Annotated in this window: 19 protein-coding genes; 9 read left to right on the top strand and 10 right to left on the bottom strand. The window is 72.9% G+C overall.

The features are described 5' to 3' along the window. Window positions 1–12: 12 nt before the first annotated feature. Window positions 13–1,149 carry a glycosyltransferase family 4 protein gene (locus J2S42_RS02985; protein WP_307234951.1) on the top strand — a complete coding sequence of 379 codons (1,137 nt, stop codon included), beginning with the start codon at window positions 13–15 and terminating at the stop codon, window positions 1,147–1,149. On the opposite strand, the gene J2S42_RS02980 is transcribed toward J2S42_RS02985, so the two are convergent. The 3 genes from J2S42_RS02980 to J2S42_RS02970 form a co-directional block, all read right to left on the bottom strand. Continuing rightward, window positions 1,128–1,811, bottom strand: a complete 684-nt coding sequence (locus tag J2S42_RS02980; RefSeq protein WP_307234949.1) for a TetR/AcrR family transcriptional regulator — start codon at window positions 1,809–1,811, stop codon at window positions 1,128–1,130. The two genes, J2S42_RS02985 and J2S42_RS02980, sit on opposite strands and share 22 nt — an antisense overlap. 672 nt (window positions 1,812–2,483) lie before the next feature. Beyond that, window positions 2,484–3,911: an NAD(P)-binding domain-containing protein gene (locus J2S42_RS02975; RefSeq protein WP_307234947.1), complete on the bottom strand. Its 1,428-nt coding sequence runs from the start codon at window positions 3,909–3,911 to the stop codon at window positions 2,484–2,486. An 86-nt stretch (window positions 3,912–3,997) separates the two neighbouring features. Further along, window positions 3,998–4,471, bottom strand: coding sequence for a GNAT family N-acetyltransferase (locus tag J2S42_RS02970; RefSeq protein WP_307248604.1), 474 nt, complete (start codon window positions 4,469–4,471; stop codon window positions 3,998–4,000). 149 nt (window positions 4,472–4,620) lie between these two features. Here J2S42_RS02970 and J2S42_RS02965 point away from each other — a divergent pair, with 149 nt between their 5' ends. The 5 genes from J2S42_RS02965 (at window position 4,621) to J2S42_RS02945 (ending at window position 8,061) form a co-directional block, all read left to right on the top strand. Next, window positions 4,621–4,992 (top strand): ArsR/SmtB family transcription factor, encoded by a 372-nt coding sequence (locus J2S42_RS02965; RefSeq protein WP_307234945.1) that lies wholly within the window; start codon window positions 4,621–4,623, stop codon window positions 4,990–4,992. A 176-nt stretch (window positions 4,993–5,168) separates the two neighbouring features. After that, a complete protein-coding gene (locus J2S42_RS02960) occupies window positions 5,169–5,858 on the top strand; it encodes an arsenate reductase/protein-tyrosine-phosphatase family protein (protein WP_307234944.1) in 690 nt (229 codons plus the stop codon). Beyond that, window positions 5,851–6,510: an arsenate reductase ArsC gene (locus J2S42_RS02955; protein WP_307234942.1), complete on the top strand. Its 660-nt coding sequence runs from the start codon at window positions 5,851–5,853 to the stop codon at window positions 6,508–6,510. Before J2S42_RS02960 ends, J2S42_RS02955 begins: the two co-directional genes overlap by 8 nt. 59 nt (window positions 6,511–6,569) lie before the next feature. Beyond that, the gene (arsB, locus tag J2S42_RS02950; RefSeq protein ID WP_307234940.1) at window positions 6,570–7,643 is read left to right on the top strand and encodes an ACR3 family arsenite efflux transporter; all 1,074 of its coding nucleotides are present in this window, start codon (window positions 6,570–6,572) and stop codon (window positions 7,641–7,643) included. A 16-nt stretch (window positions 7,644–7,659) separates the two neighbouring features. Then, window positions 7,660–8,061, top strand: coding sequence for an arsenate reductase ArsC (locus tag J2S42_RS02945; protein WP_307234938.1), 402 nt, complete (start codon window positions 7,660–7,662; stop codon window positions 8,059–8,061). A 189-nt stretch (window positions 8,062–8,250) separates the two neighbouring features. Here J2S42_RS02945 and J2S42_RS02940 read toward each other — a convergent pair whose 3' ends face one another. After that, a complete protein-coding gene (locus J2S42_RS02940; protein WP_307234935.1) occupies window positions 8,251–9,342 on the bottom strand; it encodes an alkene reductase in 1,092 nt (363 codons plus the stop codon). A gap of 82 nt (window positions 9,343–9,424) precedes the next feature. Between J2S42_RS02940 and J2S42_RS02935 the strand changes: the two genes are divergently transcribed. Continuing rightward, a complete protein-coding gene (locus J2S42_RS02935) occupies window positions 9,425–10,000 on the top strand; it encodes a helix-turn-helix domain-containing protein (RefSeq protein WP_307234933.1) in 576 nt (191 codons plus the stop codon). Window positions 10,001–10,030: 30 nt separating this feature from the next. On the opposite strand, the gene J2S42_RS02930 is transcribed toward J2S42_RS02935, so the two are convergent. Next, entirely contained in the window at window positions 10,031–10,576 is a 546-nt protein-coding gene (locus J2S42_RS02930; protein WP_307234931.1) for a GAF domain-containing protein, read from the bottom strand. Between the two features lie 230 nt (window positions 10,577–10,806). Beyond that, entirely contained in the window at window positions 10,807–11,358 is a 552-nt protein-coding gene (locus J2S42_RS02925; protein WP_307234930.1) for a CGNR zinc finger domain-containing protein, read from the bottom strand. A gap of 103 nt (window positions 11,359–11,461) precedes the next feature. Between J2S42_RS02925 and J2S42_RS02920 the strand changes: the two genes are divergently transcribed. Next, window positions 11,462–12,409 carry an EamA family transporter gene (locus J2S42_RS02920; RefSeq protein WP_307234928.1) on the top strand — a complete coding sequence of 316 codons (948 nt, stop codon included), beginning with the start codon at window positions 11,462–11,464 and terminating at the stop codon, window positions 12,407–12,409. A gap of 166 nt (window positions 12,410–12,575) precedes the next feature. Then, complete coding sequence (locus J2S42_RS02915; RefSeq protein ID WP_307234926.1) at window positions 12,576–15,512, top strand: AfsR/SARP family transcriptional regulator; 2,937 nt, start codon at window positions 12,576–12,578, stop codon at window positions 15,510–15,512. Between the two features lie 5 nt (window positions 15,513–15,517). On the opposite strand, the gene J2S42_RS02910 is transcribed toward J2S42_RS02915, so the two are convergent. Genes J2S42_RS02910 through J2S42_RS02895 form a run of 4 tightly spaced genes read right to left on the bottom strand, consistent with a single transcriptional unit; the run spans window position 15,518 to window position 19,982 of the window. After that, complete coding sequence (locus J2S42_RS02910; RefSeq protein WP_307234924.1) at window positions 15,518–16,867, bottom strand: aspartate aminotransferase family protein; 1,350 nt, start codon at window positions 16,865–16,867, stop codon at window positions 15,518–15,520. Between the two features lie 12 nt (window positions 16,868–16,879). Then, entirely contained in the window at window positions 16,880–18,250 is a 1,371-nt protein-coding gene (locus J2S42_RS02905; protein ID WP_307234922.1) for a methylaspartate mutase, read from the bottom strand. Further along, window positions 18,243–18,692, bottom strand: a complete 450-nt coding sequence (locus J2S42_RS02900; protein ID WP_307234920.1) for a cobalamin-dependent protein — start codon at window positions 18,690–18,692, stop codon at window positions 18,243–18,245. Before J2S42_RS02900 ends, J2S42_RS02905 begins: the two co-directional genes overlap by 8 nt. A gap of 42 nt (window positions 18,693–18,734) precedes the next feature. Then, window positions 18,735–19,982 carry a fatty acid desaturase family protein gene (locus J2S42_RS02895; protein ID WP_307234918.1) on the bottom strand — a complete coding sequence of 416 codons (1,248 nt, stop codon included), beginning with the start codon at window positions 19,980–19,982 and terminating at the stop codon, window positions 18,735–18,737. Between the last annotated feature and the right edge of the window lie 14 nt (window positions 19,983–19,996).

The raw sequence follows: 19,996 nt of genomic DNA, 5'->3' as shown, positions 1-19,996 counted from the left end.
GGGGGACATCGGATGGACTACGACGTGACCGTCGCGCTCACCTACTATCTGCCCTACATGAGCGGGGTGACGCATGCCGCGCAGACCGTCGCCGAGGGCCTCGCCGCCCGAGGCTGGAAGGTCGCGGTGATCGCCAGCCGCCACGATCGGGCGACCCCGGCCCGAGAGAGGATCAACGGCGTCGACGTCTACCGTGCGCCGGTCCTCGGGCAGATCACCCGGGCGCAGGTCAGCCCGGCGTATCCGATGCAGGCCGCCCGGCTGGCCCGCCGCTCATCGGTGCTGCTGCTGAATCTGCCGATGGCCGAGGGCGCCGCGCTGGCCCGGCTCGCCGCGCCGACCCCGATCATCAGCATCCTGCACATCGACCTGTACCTGCCGCCCGGCATGCTGAACCGGGTCGCGGTCGCCGCCTCCGACGCCACCTCCCGGTTCGTGTTGCGCCGCTCCGCCGCAGTGGTGGCCAACAGTGAGGACCAGGCCCGGCATTCGAAGTTCTGGGATCTGATGGCACAGCGCGAGTTCCGGGCCATCGCCGCTCCGTGCCTGGACCGGCGCGGCGGCACCCCGGTCTACCGGGAGACCGGCGGACCGCACATCGGCTTCCTCGGCCGGATCGTCGAGGACAAGGGGATCCCCTACCTGATCCGGGCGTTCCGCCGGATCGCCGACCCGCGCGCGCGGCTGCTCATCGCCGGCAACCACGAGACCGTGATGGGCGGCGGGGTGATGTCCGAGATCCGCGACGAGATCGGCGCGGACTCCCGGATCCGGCTGCTCGGCGAACTGCGCGGCACCGAGATCAACGACTTCTACGCCTCGATCGACGTGTTCGTGCTGCCGTCGGTCGCCGAATCATTCGGCATCGTGCAGGCCGAGGCGATGATGTGCGGTGTCCCGTCGGTCACCACGGACCTGCCCGGCGGCCGCTACCCCGTCGTGGCCACCGGGTTCGGCCGAGTGGTCCCGCCTCGCGCCCCGGACGCGCTGCGGACCGCGATTCTCGAGTCCGCCGCCATCCCGGCGGGCGAGCGCGCCGAGAAGGCCGCCCTGGCCCGGGACCTGTTCGGGGTGTCACCGGGTCTGGACGCCTATCAGGCACTGTGCGAATTGGTCCGTGCCCGCGCCTACTCCTCCTCCGGCAGGTAGCGCAGATGCCGGTGGCCGCCGAACGTGTCGGCCGGCAACGGCAGCGGGCCCGGCTCGCTCAGCCCGTAGAGGTCATAGAGCCGGGCCCGGATCGCCGTCAGCGGATAGCGGTGCTCGTAGACGGCCAGCTTGAAGATCGCTCCCTCCAGGACGCTGCGCAGCATCACCTCCTCCACCGCCGGGTCGTCCGCTCCCCGGCGGGCGAAGACCGCCCGCAGCCACTCCTCGGCCGCCTCCATCGCCGCGGCGCGGGACCGCTCGACGTCGGCGTAGACCGTGCGGATGCTCGGCTGCACCATCAGGCAGAGCAGCAGGCGCTGCCCGGCGAGACCGCTCGCGGCGGACTGCAGCGTCCGGTCGATCACGGCCGCGAGCAGGTAGTCCGGGTCGTCATGCGGATCGAGGTCGGCGAACAGGGAGAGGAGACCGTCGAGGTAGCGGCCGAGGATCGTCTCCAGCAGATCCTGCTTGGCCGCGAAATAGTATGAAATAAGGCCACGCGACACGCCGGCGCGCTCGGTGATCTGCGAAATCGTCGCGCTCTCGTAGCCGTGCTCCGCAAAGACCTCCATCGCCGCCGCCAGGATTCGCTCCCGCGAACTCGCACGCCGCTGCTGATTGACCTGCTCCGACCGTGGTGACAAAACAGACCTCCGGGACATCGAGGGGCGTTCCATCGTGCACTACGCAGCTCGATCCGTGGGGGCCTGATGAACGGCTGTCGCCTATGTCATCCATCCGGAGGCCTCGCGCCGTTCGGCGAGTCCGGGAAGCACGCCGGTGATCACGAGCCGGCGCGCGGGTGCCCGACCGCTAGGGGCCGGGGTGCGGTCCCGGAGCCGTCCGGCGTCGTGGCCGAGGGCGGTGTCCGGCGTATCGCGGTGGCGTGCAGCGGGACGGTGCGGCAGCCGTGGACGGCGGTGAGGACGAGCACGGGGCGGTCCGCCAGCCGTAGCGGTCGGTGGGCAGGCCGGTCAGCGGCATGAAGACGGTGCTGGCGAATCCGGCCACGAGCGTGATCGCGAGGATCGCGGTGGCGCGGCGTTCGCCGGGGAAAGAACGTGACGCGGCCGCCCTGGCGGCCCAGCCATCGGCCGACCGGGATGGCCATCCCCGCTCCGGCCAGGACGGATGTGGTGAACGCGCCGGTCACGACGGTGGTGGCGGCGTGCAGGTCCGCGGCGATCGGTTGGAGGAGGACGGCGAAGGCGTAGTAGAGGGTGCCGTAGCCGACGGTCCGGGTGACGGCGAACGCCGCGACGATTCACCGCGCCCTGCGGTGGGACGGTGGCCTCCGGGGTGTGTGCCGGCGGCCACCGTGGATGCGAGCGGCATCAGGAGCAGCAGCCGCCGGCCTGTTCGCCGGTCTTCGTCCCTACCGCGGTCAGGGTCAGCGGTGCGGACAGCAGCCCTCCGCTGATCCCGGTGGCCAGGCCCCGCCCGGCCGGGGCGGACGCGGGCGCGACGGCGGTGGGCACGCCGCAGCATCCGCCGCCGTCGGAGGCGATGGTGTCGTCGCCGAGGACCGGGTTGCTGTTGCAGACGCCGGTCTCGGGCAGGTCGAGCTGCACGTCCCGGGCGGCGTCCCAGTCGCCGGCGAGCGCGGCGGCGACGGAACGGGCCTGCTCGTATCCGGTGGCGAGCAGGAACGTCGGGGCCCGGCCGTAGCTCTTCACGCCGATGGCGACGTAGTTGCGCTCGGGGTGAGTGAGTTCGTCGATGCCGTGCGGCGGGACGGTGCCGCAGGAGTGCTCGTTCGGGTCGATCAGCGGGGCGAGCGCGCGGGTGGCACCCATGACCGGGTCGAGGTCCAGCCGCAGTTCGGAGACGAAGGAGTGATCGGGCCGGAAGCCGGTGGCGCCGACGATCCGGTCGGCGGTCACGGCGCGGGTGCCGTCGGAGACGGTGACCCGGTCGCCGTCGACGGTGAGGGCCTGCACGGAGAAGCCGGTGAGCAGCGTGACGGCGCCGGACTCGACGTGTTCGCGCAGCCGGGTGCCGAGCGCGCCGCGGGCCGGCAGCGCGTCGGCGCTCTCGCCGCCGTAGGTGCGGGCCGGGCTGGTCGCGCGGATGGCCCAGGTGACGCCGGTGCCGGGTACCTGCTCGGCGAGATCGGCCAGGGCGAGCAGCGTGTTCGCGGCGGAGTGCCCGGCGCCGACGACGAGCGTGTGCCGGCCGGCGAACCGGTCCCGGTCGCGGCCGAGAACGTCGGGCAGGGCATGGTCGAGGAACGCGGCGGCGCCGTGCTCGCCGTGGGCGGGGATGCCGGCGGCGCCGAGGTGGTTCGGGGTCTGCCAGGTGCCGGTCGCGTCGACGACCGCACCGGCGAGGATGTCCTCGCCGGTGGTGAGACGGACGAGGAACGGCACGTCGTCGCGGCCGTCGGTGCGGATGCGGTCCATGCCGTGCCGGGTCACCGCCGCGACCCGGGCGCCGTAGCGCAGGTGCGGCTCGAGCGCGGGCAGGCCGGCGAGGGGCCGGAGGTAGTCGTCGGCGAGCTGGCCGCCGGTGGGCAGCTTCTCCGGGTCCGGTGCCGTCCACCCGGCCTCCTCGAGGAGTCGCTTCGCGGCGGCGTCGACGTTGTACCGCCACGGCGAGAACAGGCGCACGTGTGCCCACTGGCGCACCGCGGCGGCCGGTCCGTCACCGGCCTCCAGGACGAGGAACGGCAGCTGGCGCTCGTGCAGGTGTGCGGCGGCGGCGAGGCCGACCGGCCCGGCGCCGATGACGACCACGGGCAGGTCCTGCGGGCTGGTACTCACGAGGATCTCCTTGTCTCGATGTTCATCGAATCAGATGTTCATCGAATCGGAAGGGTGGGCGGTGCCCGGAGAAGGGCGGGCGTGGGTCAGATGACGACGGGGCTACGGCGTTCGATGAGGACGACGTCGCGCCAGCGGCCGTGGTGGCGGCCGACGCGCTGCCGGATGCCGATCTGCCGGAACCCGGCGGCGGCGTGCAGGGCGAGGCTCGCGGTGTTCTCCGGGAACACCCCGGACTGGACGGTCCAGATCCCGGCCGCCTCGGTGGAGGTGATCAGTGCGCCGAGCAGTGCCCGCCCGACGCCCCGGCCGCGCGCGGCGGCGCGGACGTACACGGAGTGCTCGACGACGCCGGCGTAGACGGCCCGCGCCGAGACCGCGGAGGCGGCAACCCAGCCCAGCAGCACCCCGTCGGCGTCGGCGGCGACGTGCCGGTGGCCGGGAAGCTTGCCGGAGTCGAAGGCGTCCCAGTCCGGGGCGGCGGTCTCGAAGCTGGCGTCGCCGCCGTCCAGCCCTTCTTGGTAGATCGCGAGCACGGCCGCGGCGTCGGCGGAGGTCATCGGGCGGACGAGCGGCCGGCGCGCGGCAGTGACGAAGTGATCGGTCACGACACCCCCTTCGGGCGGACCACGGGGACCGCGGCGTCTTGTCTTGACGTCGCTCGAAACAACACGTTGCACGCTGATTCGAGATCTGTCAACCTAGACGCATGTCGAATCAGTCCGTGGAGGTGCCGGCCACCGGCCCCGACGCCGGATGCTGCCCGCCGATAGCGCGGCAGCGCATCCCCGCCGAGGCCGCGGCGGCGCTGGCGCCGGCGTTCAAGGCCCTCGGCGATCCGGTGCGGTTGCGGCTGATGTCGATGATCGCCTCGGCGCCCGAGGGCGAGATCTGTGTGTGCGACCTGACCCCGGCGTTCGCGCTGTCCGGCCCCACCATCTCGCACCACCTGCGCACGCTGCGCGAGGCCGGCCTGGTCGACGCCGAGCGCCGCGGCACCTGGGTGTACTACCGGCCCCGCCTCCCGCTGATCCGCCGGCTCGCCGGGCTGCTCGCCGCCGACGTCACGGCGGAGGCGTAGACGCGGGCCGCGTCACCCGCACCCGAGAGCCGCGAGCGGGCCGAGGCGGCCCGCCGGCGCGGTGCCGGCCGTGCCGGTCCGGTCGCGCCACGCGAGGCATCCGGCTCGCGCTCGGCACCGGATGTTCACCTGGGCCGGCTTGACCCCGCCGAAAAATCTCAGTATTTATTGAGTCAATGAACGTTGAGGATAACTCCCTGGCGGGTCGTGCGCGGATACACGCCGCGCTCGGCGATCCGGCGCGGCTCGCGATCGTCGACGGTCTCACGCTCGGCGACGCCTCCCCGGGCGAGATCGCTGCCGAGCTCGGCCTGCCGTCGAACCTCGTTGCCCATCACCTGAAGGTGTTGCAGGACGCGGGCGTGCTGGTGCGCACACGGTCGGAGGGCGACCGGCGCCGCACCTACGTGCGCCTGCAACCGGACGCGCTCGCCGCACTGCGCCCACCGGCGATGCCACCGGCCGAGCGGGTGGTGTTCGTCTGCACGCACAACTCGGCGCGCTCGCAGCTGGCCGCCGCGCTGTGGCGGCGGCGCACCGGCCGTCCGGTCGCCTCCGCCGGCACGGCCCCCGCACCGCGGGTGCACCCGCGAGCGGTGACGGTCGCGCACCGGCACGGGCTCGATCTCGACCCGGCCGGCACCGCGCACGTCGAGGACGTCGTGCACGGCGGCGACCTGATCATCGCGGTCTGCGACAACGCCCACGAGGACCTCACCGGCCCGGTCCGGCCGCGGCTGCACTGGTCGGTGCCGGACCCGGTCCGCGCCGGCACCGACGCCGCGTTCGAGGCCGCCTACACCGACCTGGCCGCGCGCATCGACCGCCTCGCACCCGCCATCCCACCTGGAGACGACCATGCCTGACACCGCGATCGGCTGGCAGCGGGATCTGTCCGTCGATCAGCAACTCGCGCTGCGCACCGCCGCGACCCGCCTTGCGGCAGAGTTCGACGGCGTCTACGGCGCCGAGACCGTCGAACGGTTTCTGTACACCAGCTACGAACAGTTCGCCGGCCCGCATGCGATCCCGAACTACCTGCCGCTGCTGGCCGAGCGGTTCGCCCGGCAGCGCCTGCTAGCCCTCGCCCGCATCGAGGGCCATCACCGCGACGGCCGCCCGGTGGTGCTGTTCCTGTGCACCCACAACGCCGGCCGATCGCAGATGGCCCTCGGCTTCTTCACCCACCTCGCCGGCGACGCCGCGGTCGCGTGGTCCGGCGGATCCGAACCCGGAACCGAGGTCAACCCGGCCGCGATCGCCGCGATGCGGGAACGCGACATCGACATCTCCGGCGAGTACCCGAAACCCTGGACCGACGAGATCGTCCGCGCCGCCGACGTCGTGATCACCATGGGCTGCGGCGACGCCTGCCCGGTCTTTCCCGGCACCCGGTACGAGAACTGGGACGTCGACGATCCGGACGGCCACGAACTGCCGGAGGTCCGGCCGATCCGCGACGACCTCGAGCGCCGTGTCCGCGCCCTGCTCACCCGACTCGCGGTGCCGGCCCGATAGGCCAGGCCGCCTCCACGCACGCCCGTCCATGTCCGTACCCAGGTTCAGGAGCATCGACCGTGAGCACCACCAGCCCCAGCCCGCCCGAGACCGCGGTCGTCGCCCGCCTCTCCCGGCTCGACCGGTTCCTGCCGGTCTGGATCGGCGTCGCCATGGTCGCCGGGCTCCTGCTCGGCCGCGGCGTGCCCGGCCTGAACACCGCACTGGACGCGGTGCAGATCGGCGGGATCTCCCTGCCGATCGCGCTCGGTCTGCTGATCATGATGTATCCGGTGCTGGCCAAGGTGCGCTACGACCGTCTCGACACCGTCACCGGTGACAAGCGCCTGCTCGTCTCGTCGCTGGTCATCAACTGGATCGTCGGGCCCGCCGTGATGTTCGCCCTCGCCTGGACCTTCCTGCCCGACCAGCCCGAGTACCGCACCGGCCTGATCATCGTCGGCCTGGCCCGCTGCATCGCCATGGTCATTATCTGGAACGACCTGGCCTGTGGCGACCGCGAGGCCGCCGCCGTGCTGGTCGCGCTCAACTCCGTCTTCCAGGTCCTCGCGTTCGGCCTGCTCGGCTGGTTCTACCTGACCGTGCTGCCCGGCTGGCTCGGCCTCGACGGCGCCGCCCTGGACGTCTCCGGCTGGGACATCGCCGGCAACGTCCTCGTCTTCCTCGGCATCCCGCTGCTGGCCGGCTATCTCACCCGCCGTCTCGGCGAACGTGCCCGCGGCCGCGACTGGTACGAACAGCGCTTTCTGCCCCGCATCGGCCCGGCCGCGCTCTACGGCCTGCTGTTCACCATCGTCATCCTCTTCGCGCTCCAGGGCGACGCGATCACCGGCCGGCCCTGGGACGTCGCCCGGATCGCACTGCCGCTGCTGGTCTACTTCGCGTTCATGTGGGCCGGCTCCTACCTGCTCGGCAAGGCCATCGGCCTCGGCTACGCACGCACCACCACCCTGGCGTTCACCGCGGCCGGCAACAACTTCGAGCTCGCCATCGCCGTCGCGATCGGCACGTTCGGCGTGACCTCCGGCCAGGCCCTCGCCGGGGTCGTCGGCCCACTGATCGAAGTCCCTGTCCTCGTCGGCCTGGTCTACGTCTCCCTGTGGGCCCGCCGCCGCTTCTTCACCACCGTTTGAGCAGGAGGAACCTCAGATGACCGGCAAGCCCAGCGTCCTGTTCGTCTGCGTCCACAACGCCGGCCGTTCCCAGATGGCCGCCGGCTGGCTGCGCCACCTCGCCGGCGACACCGTCGAAGTGCGCTCGGCCGGCTCCGCACCCGCCGATTCCGTCAACCCCGCCGCGGCCGAGGCGATGCGCGAGGTCGGCATCGACATCACCGGCCACACCCCCAAGCTGCTCGAGTACGAGACCGCCCAGGATTCCGACGTCATCATCACCATGGGCTGCGGCGACGCCTGCCCGGTCTTCCCCGGCAAACGCTACGAGGACTGGAAGCTCGCCGACCCGGCCGGCAAGGGCATCGAGGCCGTCCGCCCCATCCGCGACGAGATCCGCGATCGCGTGGAGAAGCTGCTCGCCGAACTCACCTCCTGACGCACCGCGGGCCGCGTGGTGACGTCCTCCGGCGGACCGGACGCCCGCAGCCGCCCGCGCTCGTCACCGCGGATCCCCTGAAGGCGGCCGGGGACTCACGACACCGCGCGGCACCGTCGGCGCGAATCCCGGGGGCGCCAGGCAGCAGGCGCGGAGCGGGAACGGCTCGTGGGCGGAGGGGACGGGTTGCTACGGCGTTGTCGTGAGCGTGGGGTAGTCGATGTATCCGCGGGCGTCGCCGCTGTAGAACGTCGTCCGGTCCGGTGCGGCCTCGGGGGCGTCGTGGCGCCAGCGCCGGGCGAGGTCGGGGTTGGCGATCGCCGGGCGGCCGACCGCCACGGCGTCGGCGAGGTGGGCGTCGGTGAGCGCGGCGGCGTCGTGGCGGCCGGTGATCGTGCCGAAGCCGGTGTTGGCGACCAGCGGCACGCCCGTGACGGAGCGCAGGTGCCTGATCAGGTCGTCGCCGATCTCCGGGTGGATCACGCTCAGGTAGGCCGGCCGCAGCCCGTGCAGCCGGGTGGCGAGCGCGGTGTAGGTGGCGCGCAGGTCGTCCGGGTCGGGTTCGTCGGCGCCCTGGATGCCGGCGCCGGGAGAGATCCGTACGCCCAGCCGGTCGCCGCCGATCGAGTCCGCGACGGCTTCGGCCACCTCTGCCACGAACCGCGCCCTGGAGCCCGGGGAGCCGCCGTACCCGTCGTCGCGCCGGTTGGTGGACGGGGCGAGGAACTGGTGCAGCAGGTAGCCGTTTCCGGCGTGCAGTTCCACCCCGTCGAAGCCCGCGTCCACAGCGCGCCCGGCCGCGTCGGCGTGGCTGCGGACGACGGCGGCGATGTCGGCCGGGGTCATCGCGTCGGGGCGGACCGCCGGGCCGGCGTGCGGCCGGTGGTGGTCGTCGTACGGCACGGCGGACGGCGCGAGGACACGGGTGGTTCCGGTGATGTCCGGGTGGGTGACCCGGCCGGCGTGCATCAGCTGCGCCACGATGGTGCCGCCCTCGGCGTGCACCGCGGCCGTCACGGCCCGCCACGCGTCGCGCTGCGCGGCGGTGGCCAGGCCGGGCTGGCGCGGGTAGCCGCGTCCGTCGAGGCCCGGGAAGATCCCCTCGGTGACGAGCATGCCGAATCCGGCGCGCTGGGCGTAGTACGTCGCCATCAGCGCGGTCGGGTTGCCGTCGTCGCCGGCCCGGCGCCGGGTCATCGGTGCCATCACGAGCCGGTTCCGCAGCGCGACGGCGCCGAGCATGGTCGGCTCCCACAGGCGCGAGCGTGCGATGTCCGTCATGGTGCTGGTCCTTTACGGTGGCCGCTGATCGGCCGCCACTGTGCGCCTGACCCGGTCGGACCAGCAAATAGACTTGCGATTTATGCAAACCACCCCGGGCGTCGACACCATGCTCGACGCGGTCGGTCCCCGGCTGCGTGAACTCCGCGGCCGTCGCCAGCTCACGCTCGCCGCGGTCGCCGAGACCACCGGCCTGTCGGTCAGCACGCTGTCGCGACTGGAGTCCGGCCGCCGTCGGCCCACGCTCGACCTGCTCATCCCGCTGGCGCAGGTCTACCGGGTCGCGCTCGACGACATCGTCGGCGCGCCCCCGACCGGCGATCCGCGGATCCACCTCACCCCGATCCGCCGGGACGGCATGGTCTTCGTACCGCTCACGCTGGCCGGAGCGCCGGTGCAGGCGTTCAAGGTCGTTCTGCCCGGCCGTCGCCCGGACGCACCGGCCAAGCGGGCCACCCACGGCGGGTACGAGTGGCTGTACGTGCTCAAGGGCACGATCCGGCTGACCGTCGGCGATGAGGTCACCGTCCTGGCCGAGGGTGAGGCCGCGGAGTTCGACACCCGTCGCCCGCACAGCATCACCAGTGCCACCGCCCGGGCCGCCGAGATGCTGACCCTTTTCAGCCCGGACGGCGCGCAGATCCACGTCCGCGACTGAGCCCGCCGGATGCGCGCCGGGTGGCGCCGGTCAGCCGGCCGGCGTGGCCCGGCCGGCCGCGTTGCGGATCACGCTCAGCCGCAGCTCCAGCTCGTCGGCGACCATCGCGGCCAGGTGCTCGAGTGCCTTCAGCTGGCGTGGGGTCGCGGTCCGCGGCCGGTTGTCGATCACGTTGACCGTGCCGAGCCGGTAACCGTCGTGGGTGCGGATCGGGGCGGCGGCGTAGAAGCGCAGGCCCAGGTCGCCGCGGACCAGCGGGTGCTCGAGCGTGCGCGGGTCGCGGACCGCGTCGCTGACCACGTACGTGTCGTCCTGCGCGATGACCGAGGCGCACAGGCCGGGTTCCTTGCCGACCTCGCGTACCCCGGTGAGGCCCTGGCAGGCGGCGAGCCAGACGCGGTCCTGCTCGACCAGCGACACCGTGGCGATCGGGGTGTCGAAGATCGTTGCCGCCACGAAGGCGATCCGGTCATAGGCGTCCTCGGCCGGTGCGTCGACGAGACTGTACCGGCGTACCGCTTCGAGTCGCCGCAGTTCGCGCGCGTCGGGAGTGTCGAGGTATTCGTATGTGTCCACAATGCGTCCTTTCTGCATTCCGCGCCGTCCGGCCGACGGTGCATTCGCCATTCCCGCCGATACGGCAGCGGAAACGTGCGAGGACCGGCAGGAATCCCGGGTACGGTGGCGGCCGGGACGAAACCGCACAATGGTGCATTTAAATGTCATGGTGGCGTGCCAGGCATGTCGTGCATTGCCATTTCGGGACCGTGGGAAATGCGGCCCGCACCTGTCCTTGGTGACGACGGTCAGGTGCGGGCTTGCCGGCCCCGGTGGCGGCGGGCCTTCGCGCGGTTGCCGCACTCGGCCATCTGGCACCACACGCCCATCCGGTTCTTGGCGTGGTCGTAGAACGCCCAGCGGCAGTCCTCCGCGGGGCAGATCTTCAGCCGCCGCCAGGTGCCGTCGAGGGCGGCCTCCGCGACGATGCCGAGCAGGGTGCCGGCCAGCACGTCGTCGTGTCCCGGTGCGGGCCGCAGGCCGGGGGTCAGCGCGGCGTCGAAGTGCAGCCGCAGCGGCAGCCGGGCGGTGATCTCGTCGAGCGCGGCGTGGGCGGCCGGGTCGGGAGCGGCGGCCGAGTGGACCGCGGCCGCCGCCCGTAGCGCCTCGCGCAGCCGGACCGCGGCGAGCCGGCCGGTCTCCGTGGGCCGGCCGGCGGTGATCTGCGGGAGCGCGGCGCGCACCCAGCGGTGCATGTCGTCCGGGCCGGCGAGCCGGTCGGTGCCGTGTTCCAGGTCGAGCGTGTTGAGGAAGCCGCGGACCAGCTCCAGCCGGCCGGGCGCCTCCTGGTGCTTGAGCATCGCGCCTCCGTAACCTCTAATATCGTTAAGAGGTTACCAAGGCGCCGTGGCGGGTACCCGTCAGAGGTCCGGCACCACCCCGACCGCACTCCGAGGTGATCCTGTGGACGTCACCGAGAATCCCGCCGCCCGCCGTTCGTACGCCAGTGGCCTGCTCGCGGTGGTGGTCGCCACGGGCCTCTGGGGAGTGGGCGGCACCGTCGCCGGAAGTTTGTTCGAGGCCGGCGTGCAGCCGCTGGAACTGGTCGCGGCGCGGACGCTGATCACCGTGGCCGGGCTGGGCGTGCTGCTCGCGGTGATGCGCACCCCCGGGCCGCGTGCCCGGATCAGCTGGCCGCTGGTCATCGGATTCGGCCTGTCGGTCGGGCTGGCCAACGCGCTGCTGTTCCTGGCCATCGCCCACCTGCCGGTGGCGGTGGCGATGGTGCTGCAGAACCTGGCACCGGCGTTCGTGGTGGCCTGGCTGGTGCTGGCCGGCCGCTGCCGGCCGGGAGTGCGGATCGTCGCCGGGCTGCTGCTGGCGCTGGCCGGTGTCGCGTGCGTCGTCGAGCTGCCGAGCACCCCGGTCGGCGAGGTCAACCTGCCGGGGCTGCTGTTCGGCCTGGGCACGGCGGCGGCGGTCGCGGCGTTCTCGGTGCTGGGCGGGCGGGCGACCCGGCGTTACGGCGCGATCCGGGCGAACGTGTACGCCTTCGCCGTCTCCAGCGTGGCATGGCTGCTGTTCTTCATCCCCCAGGGCACACCCGGCCTGGTCCGGCACGGTGAGCAGATCGGCGGGATCCTGTTCGTCGGCGTGCTGGGCACCCTGGTGCCGTTCGTGCTCTTCTCCTGGGGTACCGCCCGGGTCGGCGCGCAGGCCGGCGCGGTCAACATCTGCCTGGAGCCGGTGTTCAGCGCGGTCCTGGCCTGGGTCTGGCTGGGGCAGGCGCTGGGTGCGCTGCAACTGGCGGGTGCCGTGATGGTCATCGCCGCCGTGGTTCACCTGCAGCGGCAGCCCGTCGAGGAGCGCTCGGCGCCGGAGCGGGCGTCGCTCGCGGAGGCCACCGTCTGACGCCTTTTCCCGCGTGCGCGGGCCGATGCGCGGCCGCCTGAAAAATCGCGCGATATGGCAGTAGAGGCATCGACGCCGTTCGGAGATACCGCGTCCGCACGTAGGTTTCATAAGGCAACCACTCGAAAGCGCACCGTTTGTATCTGTCGCCGATCGAGGGGTAGAAGTGGAGCTGAGAGTTCTCGGGGCATTGGAGGTCACGCACGCCGGGGAGCGCTGGGACGTGCCGGGGGTGCGTACCCGTGTGGTCCTGGCCGTGCTGGCCGCACGCAACGGCCGGGTCGTCTCCGTCGACGAGCTGATCGAGGCGGTGTGGGACGGGCCGCCACCGCCGCCGACCGCCCGGTCGCAGATCCAGATCTGCATCTCCCAGGTGCGCCGCACGCTGCGCGCCGCCGGCCGGGACGACGCCCTCAGCACCCGTTTCGCCGGTTATCAGCTGCAGTTGTCGCCGGAGGAGCTCGACGCCGGCCGGTTCGACCGGCTGACGGCCGAGGCCCGCCGGCTGGCCGGCGCCGGGCAGGTGCCGATGGCGGTCGAGCGGCTCCGCGCGGCCGAGGCGCTGTGCCTGGGCACGCCGCTGGCCGGGCTGCCCGGCGACCGGGTGGCCGCCTGGCGCCGTGAACTGGTCGAACGCCACAATGCCACGGTCGAGGAGCGCATCCGCCTCGAACTGACGCTGGGCCGGCACGACGAGCTGATCGGTGAACTGGAGTCGCTGGTGCGGGCGCATCCGTTGCGGGAACGAACCCGCGCGTACCTCATGCTGGCCCTGTATCGCGCCGACCGGCAGTCGGACGCGCTGAGCGCGTACCGCGAGGCCCGTGCGGTGTTCGTCGAGGAGCTGGGCATGGAGCCCGGGGCCGAGCTGAGCCGGCTGGAACGGCTGATCCTGTCCCGTGATCCGGCGCTGGACTCGCCGACACCCTCGGCGGCCTGGCTGCCGGTCGTGCCGGCCTCGCGGGACGCGGCGGCCGTGCCGCGCCAGCTCCCGGCGGACATCGCGGACTTCACCGGGCGGGCGTCGGAGATCGCCGAGATACGCCAGCTGCTCAGCGGCACGGGGATCCGGATCGATCCGCACACCGCGCCGCTGGTGGTGCTCAGCGGCCAGGGCGGCAGTGGCAAGACCTGCCTGGCGGTCCACGCCGCGCACACGCTGCTCGATCAGTTCCCCGACGGGCAGTTGTACGTCAATCTCGACGACGCGTGCGCGACGCCGGACCGGGTCGGTGACGTGCTGAACCGGCTGCTGCAGGCCACCGGCGTCGCGGGCACCGCGGTTCCGGACAGCGTCACCGAGCGGGCCGCGCTGTTCCGCAGCCGGCTGGCGGAGCGGCGGATGCTGCTGCTGCTCGACAACGCCACGGACGAGGCGCAGGTGCTGCCGCTGTGGCCGAACACCGGCGGCTGCGGTGTGATCGTCACGGCGCGGACCAGGATGACCGCACTGCCCGGCGCGCACCTGGTCGACCTCACCACGCTGTCACTGGAGGACAGCCTGGCGCTGCTGCACCAGATCGTCGGCCCGCGGGTGCTGGCACAGCCGGCCGAGGCCGGTGAGCTCGCCCGGCTGTGCGGGAACCTGCCGCTGGCGCTGCGGATCGCCGGAGCCCGCCTGGCGTCCCGGCCGCATTGGCAGGTCAGCCGTCTGGTGGCGCGGTTGCGCGACGAGACGCTGCTGCTGGACGAGCTGGTGCACCGGGACATGTGCGTCCGGTCCACGCTGACCTTCAGCTACGACGGCCTGCCGGCGGCGGCCCGGCGCCTGCTGCGCAGACTGGCCGTGCTGCGCTGCGACGACTTCCCGGGCTGGATCGCCGGTGCGCTCGTCGACGAGGCCCCGGCGGCGGTGGACGAGCTGGTCGAACAGCTGGTGGACGCGCGCCTGGTCGAGGCGGCGTCCGAGCCGGTCGACGGCTCCACCCGATACCGGCTGCACGACATCGTGCGGGCGTTCGCCCGGGAACGGCTGACGGTCGAGGAGCCGGCCGGTGCCGGCACCGAGCTGATCCGCCGGGCGGTGAGTTGCTGGCTGACGGTCGCGGCCGAGGCGCACCGGCGAGAGTACGGCGGGGACTACACGATCGTGCACGGCCGGGCACCGCGCCGGCCGCTACGGCCGGAGCTGTTCGACGAGCTGCTCGGCCGGCCGATCGAATGGCTGGAGGCGGAGCGCTACAACCTCATCGCCGCGGTCCGGCTGGCCGCCGAGCACGACCTGGACGAGCTGTGCTGGGACCTCGCGTTCACGCTGGTGACGCTGTTCGAGGCGCGCGGGTGCTACGACGACTGGGAGGACACGGCGGCCGCGGCGCTGACGGCGGCCCGCCGGGCCGGCAACCGGCTCGGCGAGGCGGTGACCCTGCACTCGCTCGGCACGCTGTACATGTTCCAGCGGCACCCGGCCCGGGCCCGGCAGATGTTCCGGGACGCGCTGCCGATCCAGCGGGCGACGGGCAACGCGCATCTCGGCGCGCTCATCCAGCGCAATCTGGCCTACCTGGAGCAACTGGGCGGCGACGACGCGGCCGCCATCTCGCGATACCGCCGCGCGCTGGGCCCGCTGCGGGCCGCCGGTGACCACGTCGGTGAGGCGCACGTGATGGTCAACCTCGCCCGGGTGCTCTCCCGGCAGGGCCAGGCCGGTGAGGCGGGCCGGCTGCTGGATCAGGCGCTGCGGATCTGCCACCGCGTCGGGATCAAGCGGGTCGAGGCGCAGGCCCGCCACCAGCTGGGGGAGCTGCACCTGCGGACCGGTGACCTCGGCGGTGCCACCGAGGCGTTCCAGCAGACCCTGCACCTGGTCCGGGACGGCAACGACCGCATCGGTGAGGCCTACGCCGCGCACGGGCTCGGCGTGGTGCACAGCCGCGCCGGTGACCAGGGCCGGGCGCACTCGTGGCTGACCGAGGCGCTGCGGCTGGCCGAGCAGTCCGACGAGCGGCTGATCGAGGGCCAGTCCCTGTACGAGCTGGCCGGTCTGCCGCGGACCGAGCCGGCCGAGGCGGGCCGGATGCTGCGCCGGGCGATCCAGATCTTCGAGCAGTTGCAGGCGCGGATCTGGGTCGCCAGGGCTCATGACGCCCTGGCGACCCTGTGACCGGCTCATTCGGCGGCGTACCGGTCGGCGACGTCCAGCGCCTCGTCGATGATTTCCAGGCCGCGGCGCGCGTCCTCGGCGGAGACGTTGCACGGAGGCAGCACGTGCAGCCGGTTGAAGTGGGTGAACGGCCACAGGCCGCGGCGCCGGCAGTCCGCGGCCAGCTCGGCCATCGGCGCGGCCTGGGCGCCGGTGGCGGCGAACGGCACCAGCATCTCCCGGGTCCGCCGGTCGCGCACCAGCTCCAGGGCCCAGAACACACCCAGGCCGCGTACGTCGCCGACGCTCGGATGCGCCTCGCCGATCTTGCGCAGTCCGGGGCCGATCACGTGTTCCCCCAGCCAGGCGGCGTGCTCGACGATGCCCTCGTCGCGCATGGCGTGCATGGTGGCGACCGCGGCGGCACAGGCCAGCGGATGCCCGGAGTAGGTCAGCCCACCGGGGTACGGGGTGTCGTGGAACCGTGCGGCGACGCGCTCGGACAGGATCACCCCACCCAGCGGTACGTACCCGGAGTTCACGCCCTTGGCGAAGGTGATCAGGTCGGGCACGACGTCCCAGTGGTCGACCGCGAACCAGCGACCGGTCCGCCCGAAGCCGGTCATCACCTCGTCGGCGATGAGCAGGATCCCGTACCGGTCGCAGATCTCCCGGACGCCGCGCAGGTAGCCGGCCGGCGGCACCAGCAGGCCGTTGGTGCCGACGACCGGCTCCAGCAGCACGGCCGCGACGGTCTGCGGACCCTCCAGCGTGATCACCTGCTCGAGGTGTTCCAGCGCGCGCTCGCACTCCTGCGCCTCGCTCTCGGCGTGGAAGGCGGACCGGTACGGGTAGGGACCGAAGAAGTGCACCGCCCCGGCCGTTCCGGTGTCGCTCGGCCAGCGACGGGGGTCGCCGGTCAGGTGCATCGCGGTGTGGGTGGAGCCGTGGTAGGACCGGTACCCGGTGAGGATCTTCGGCCGGCCGGTGACCAGCCGGGCCATCCGGACCGCGTGCTCGTTGGACTCCGTGCCGCCGTTGGTGAAGAACACCTTGTCGAGGTCGCCGGGCGCGTGCTGCGCGATCAGCCAGGCGGCCTCGGATCGCTGGTCGTTGGCGAAGTGCGGGGCGACCGTGCACAGCTTGCGCGCCTGCCGGCAGATGGCCTCGACCACGCGCGGGTGGCCGTGGCCGATGTTGAGATTGACGAACTGCGACGAGAAGTCCAGGTAGTGGTTGCCCTCGTAGTCCCAGAAGGTGCTGCCGGAGCCGCCGGCGACCGGCATCGGGTCAATGTGCCCCTGCGCCGACCAGGAGTGGAAGACGTGCGCGCGGTCGGCGGCGCGGGCCGCGGCGGTGCTGGAGTCGGTGAGCATGTCGGCCTCGTCTCATGCGGGCGCGTGGTCGCGCCGGAGGAAGTAGTTGATGTCCGCGGTGACGCTCTCGACCAGGTCCGCGGTGGGCCGCTCCGGTCCGAGCTCGGTGGCGTTGCGGTGCAGCGTGCCGGTGGAGAAGGGCAGCCGGCCGGTGCGCCGGTAGCGGATGGCGCCGCGGGCGTCGCGGGCCGGCACGACCCACGACCGTGCGTGCACGCTCGCGCTGAACGGCACGTCCAGCCGCCCGCCGGCGAACGCCCCGGCCACGGCGGCCGGCAGGTCCGGCTCCGCGAGCACCGGCTCGACCAGCTCGGTCACCTCGCGCAGCAGCCAGTGGGTCTCCTCGCCCACCCGGTCCTCGTCGATGCGTACGACGTCCAGCAGGTCGGAGGTGCCGAGCAGGGCGGTGCGGATGCCGTCGGCGTTGGCGTCGGCGTCGGGGATGCCGTACCCCTCCTGCCGGGTCTTGTTGATGACCTTGGAGGCGCCACCCAGGAGCGCCGTCACACCGCCGTAGAGGATCAGCGCGTCCGCGGTGTCCCGGCGTCGCGGGAAGACACCCATGAACTCGTGCAGCACCGGGTGCACCTCCACCCCGGCGGGCAGGTACCGGCCGGCCAGCAGCCGGATGCAGCGCAGCGCGGCGACGTCCTGGTGGATCTCCCCGCCCTGCGGGTAGGCGATCGACAGGCAGCGCACCCCCTCGGCGGCCGCCGCCCGCGCCTCCAGCAGCGTCACGGCCAGGCTGATCGACGGAGGCATCAGCACCGCGGTCAGCGTCCCGAACAGCTCCCGGTCCACGGTCACGCCCGCGGCGGCGAGCCGGCCGCACAGCGCGTCGACCTCGCGCCAGCACTCCATCGACGTCCGCAGCGGGACGTCCTTGCAGTAGGGCAGGTTGTAACCGATGCCGCCACCCTCGAAGGAACCGGCGCCGGCGGCGAGCGACACCGCGAACAGCTCGCGCGGGTCCGGTGAGCCGTGCCGGATCTCCACCGGGACGTCGACCGCCTCGATCAGTTCCCGGCCGCGCCGCCAGCCGTGCGCGACCAGCGGGTAACCGTTGAGGTCCGCCGGTGCTTCGCGCAGCGCGCGGGCGGCCCGGTCGAACTGCCGCAGCCGGGTGTACGAGTCGATCGTGACGGTCAGCATGCCGGGACCGGCCTCGCGCAGCCGGTGCAGCAGGCGCAGCATGTCGCCGTGGTCGCCGACGCCGCACCGTGGCTGCACGATCGGCCGGCCGGTGTCCCGGGCGGCGCGGAGGGCGGCCACGGCCGACGGTGCCCGGCCGGAGCGCAGGTAGGCGACGGTGTCCGCCCAGGACGGCAGCGTCTCGGCGGTCGCCGCGTCCACCCGCATGCCGGCCCATTCGACCTCAGACATGTGCGCTCACCGCCTCCCGGGTGCGGCCGCGGGTGCCGGCGGCGTGGATGAGGTCCAGCAGCAGCGGCAGCTCGTGGGGGTCGTCGAGCAGGTGGTCGACGCCCAGCGCGCGCAGCCGCCGGTAGCCCTCGTCGGTCTTGTGACTGCCGACCGTCAGGTTCCCGCCGAGGATCAGCGGCCGGGCCAGCCGTCCGGCGTCGCGCAGCCGTGGCAGGTCGGCCAGGTCGGCGTACGCGTGGCCGTTGAGGCTGCCGACGATGACGGCCTCGGCGTCGGGGTGCGCGTCGAGCGCGTCGGCGAAGTCGGTCAGCGGCGTGCACACGCCGAGGTTGACCACGTCGAAGCCGTGCTCGCGCAACTGCATCGCGATCAGGTGGTTGGCCACCGCGTGGGCGTCGCTGTGCGCCACACCGAGGATGACCGTTCGCTGTCGAGTGCCCATCGTGGTGTCCTTCGCAGTGTCGTGGCCGGGCGGGTCGGAGGGTCAGTCGTCGAAGGCGGCGAAGAGCTCGCGGTCACTGGCCCCGGCCAGCAGCGCCGGGTCGAACTCCGCCGGGTCGGCCTGCGACAGCGACTCCAGGACCAGGCTGATCGCCGGGACGAGACCCCAGATCTCGCGGTACGGCGGCCAGCCGCGGTGCCCGGAGCGCACGTCCTCCTCGCGGGCGAAGATGTAGTCGGCCCACTGCCTGCTCATCGGACGCCGGTGGTGGAAGTCGTGGCACACGGTGTCACCGGTCAGGACCAGGTAGCGCGCCGGGAAGTGGACCAGCAGCATCCGTGCCCACCAGCGCAGCCAGGCGCGGGCCGCGGCCGGGCCGCGCAGTCGCGGGGACGGGGCGGGCTCGCCGATGAAGATCGCGTTGGTGAGGCTGGCGAAGTACTCCTTGCCGCGGCGCTGGGTGACGTCCGGCGACGGGAAGGTGTGCTTGACGCACAGCCGGAGCGCGTTGCTGACCTGGAAGAACAGCGTCATCGGCAGCAGCCAGCCGAGCAGCAGCAGCGGCCAGCCGCCCAGCAGCGTGGCCAGCACCGCCAGGCCGGCGTAGAAACCGCCGGTCAGCAGCCGCTCGGCCGGGGCCGCCGAGTGCGCGTAGGAACGGATCCGGGCCCACAGGAAACGGGCGTGGAACACCGGGGAGAAGATCTTGCCCAGCAGGCGCCGCCACATCTGCGGGCGGGTCATCCCGGGCCGCAGCTGCAGACTGACCAGGAAGGCCTGCACGGTGGGGTCGCGCAGCGTCATGTGGTGCAGCGCGTGGTGGTCGGCGACGTGCTCCGCGCTGTACCGCTCGAAGTGCTGGACCACCAACAGCCCGGCCACGATCCGGCCGGCGAGCGCGTCCGGTCCGCGCCGCGCCCACATGTTGCGGTGCGCGCACTGGTGGAAGATCATCATTCGGAGGTTGCGGGCGCCGTGCAGCGTGCCGGCCCACCCGGGCAGCAGCAGGAGCAGCCACCAGCCGCCGCCGCCGAGCGCACCGGCGGTCAGGGCCAGCCCGGCCGCGATCGACGCGCCCGCGGTCAGCAGGTGCACGGTCGGCGTCAGGTGCAGCGACCGCTGGCCGGAGTACGGGCGGCCGGTGAGGAACGTCAGCGGCAGTTGCAGGACGCCGGGGAGCTGTCGCATCGAGTCGCGGACGCTGTTGTCCGCCGAGTCGTGGGTGCGGTAGGTGGCAGCCGGCCTCTCGGCCACGGTGGCCGGCGGCGCAGGGATCTCGGTGATGGTCACGGGAGGTCCTCTCG

This window comes from Catenuloplanes indicus, from assembly GCF_030813715.1.
Lineage (GTDB): Bacteria > Actinomycetota > Actinomycetes > Mycobacteriales > Micromonosporaceae > Catenuloplanes > Catenuloplanes indicus.
This window is presented reverse-complemented; position numbering and strand designations above follow the sequence as displayed.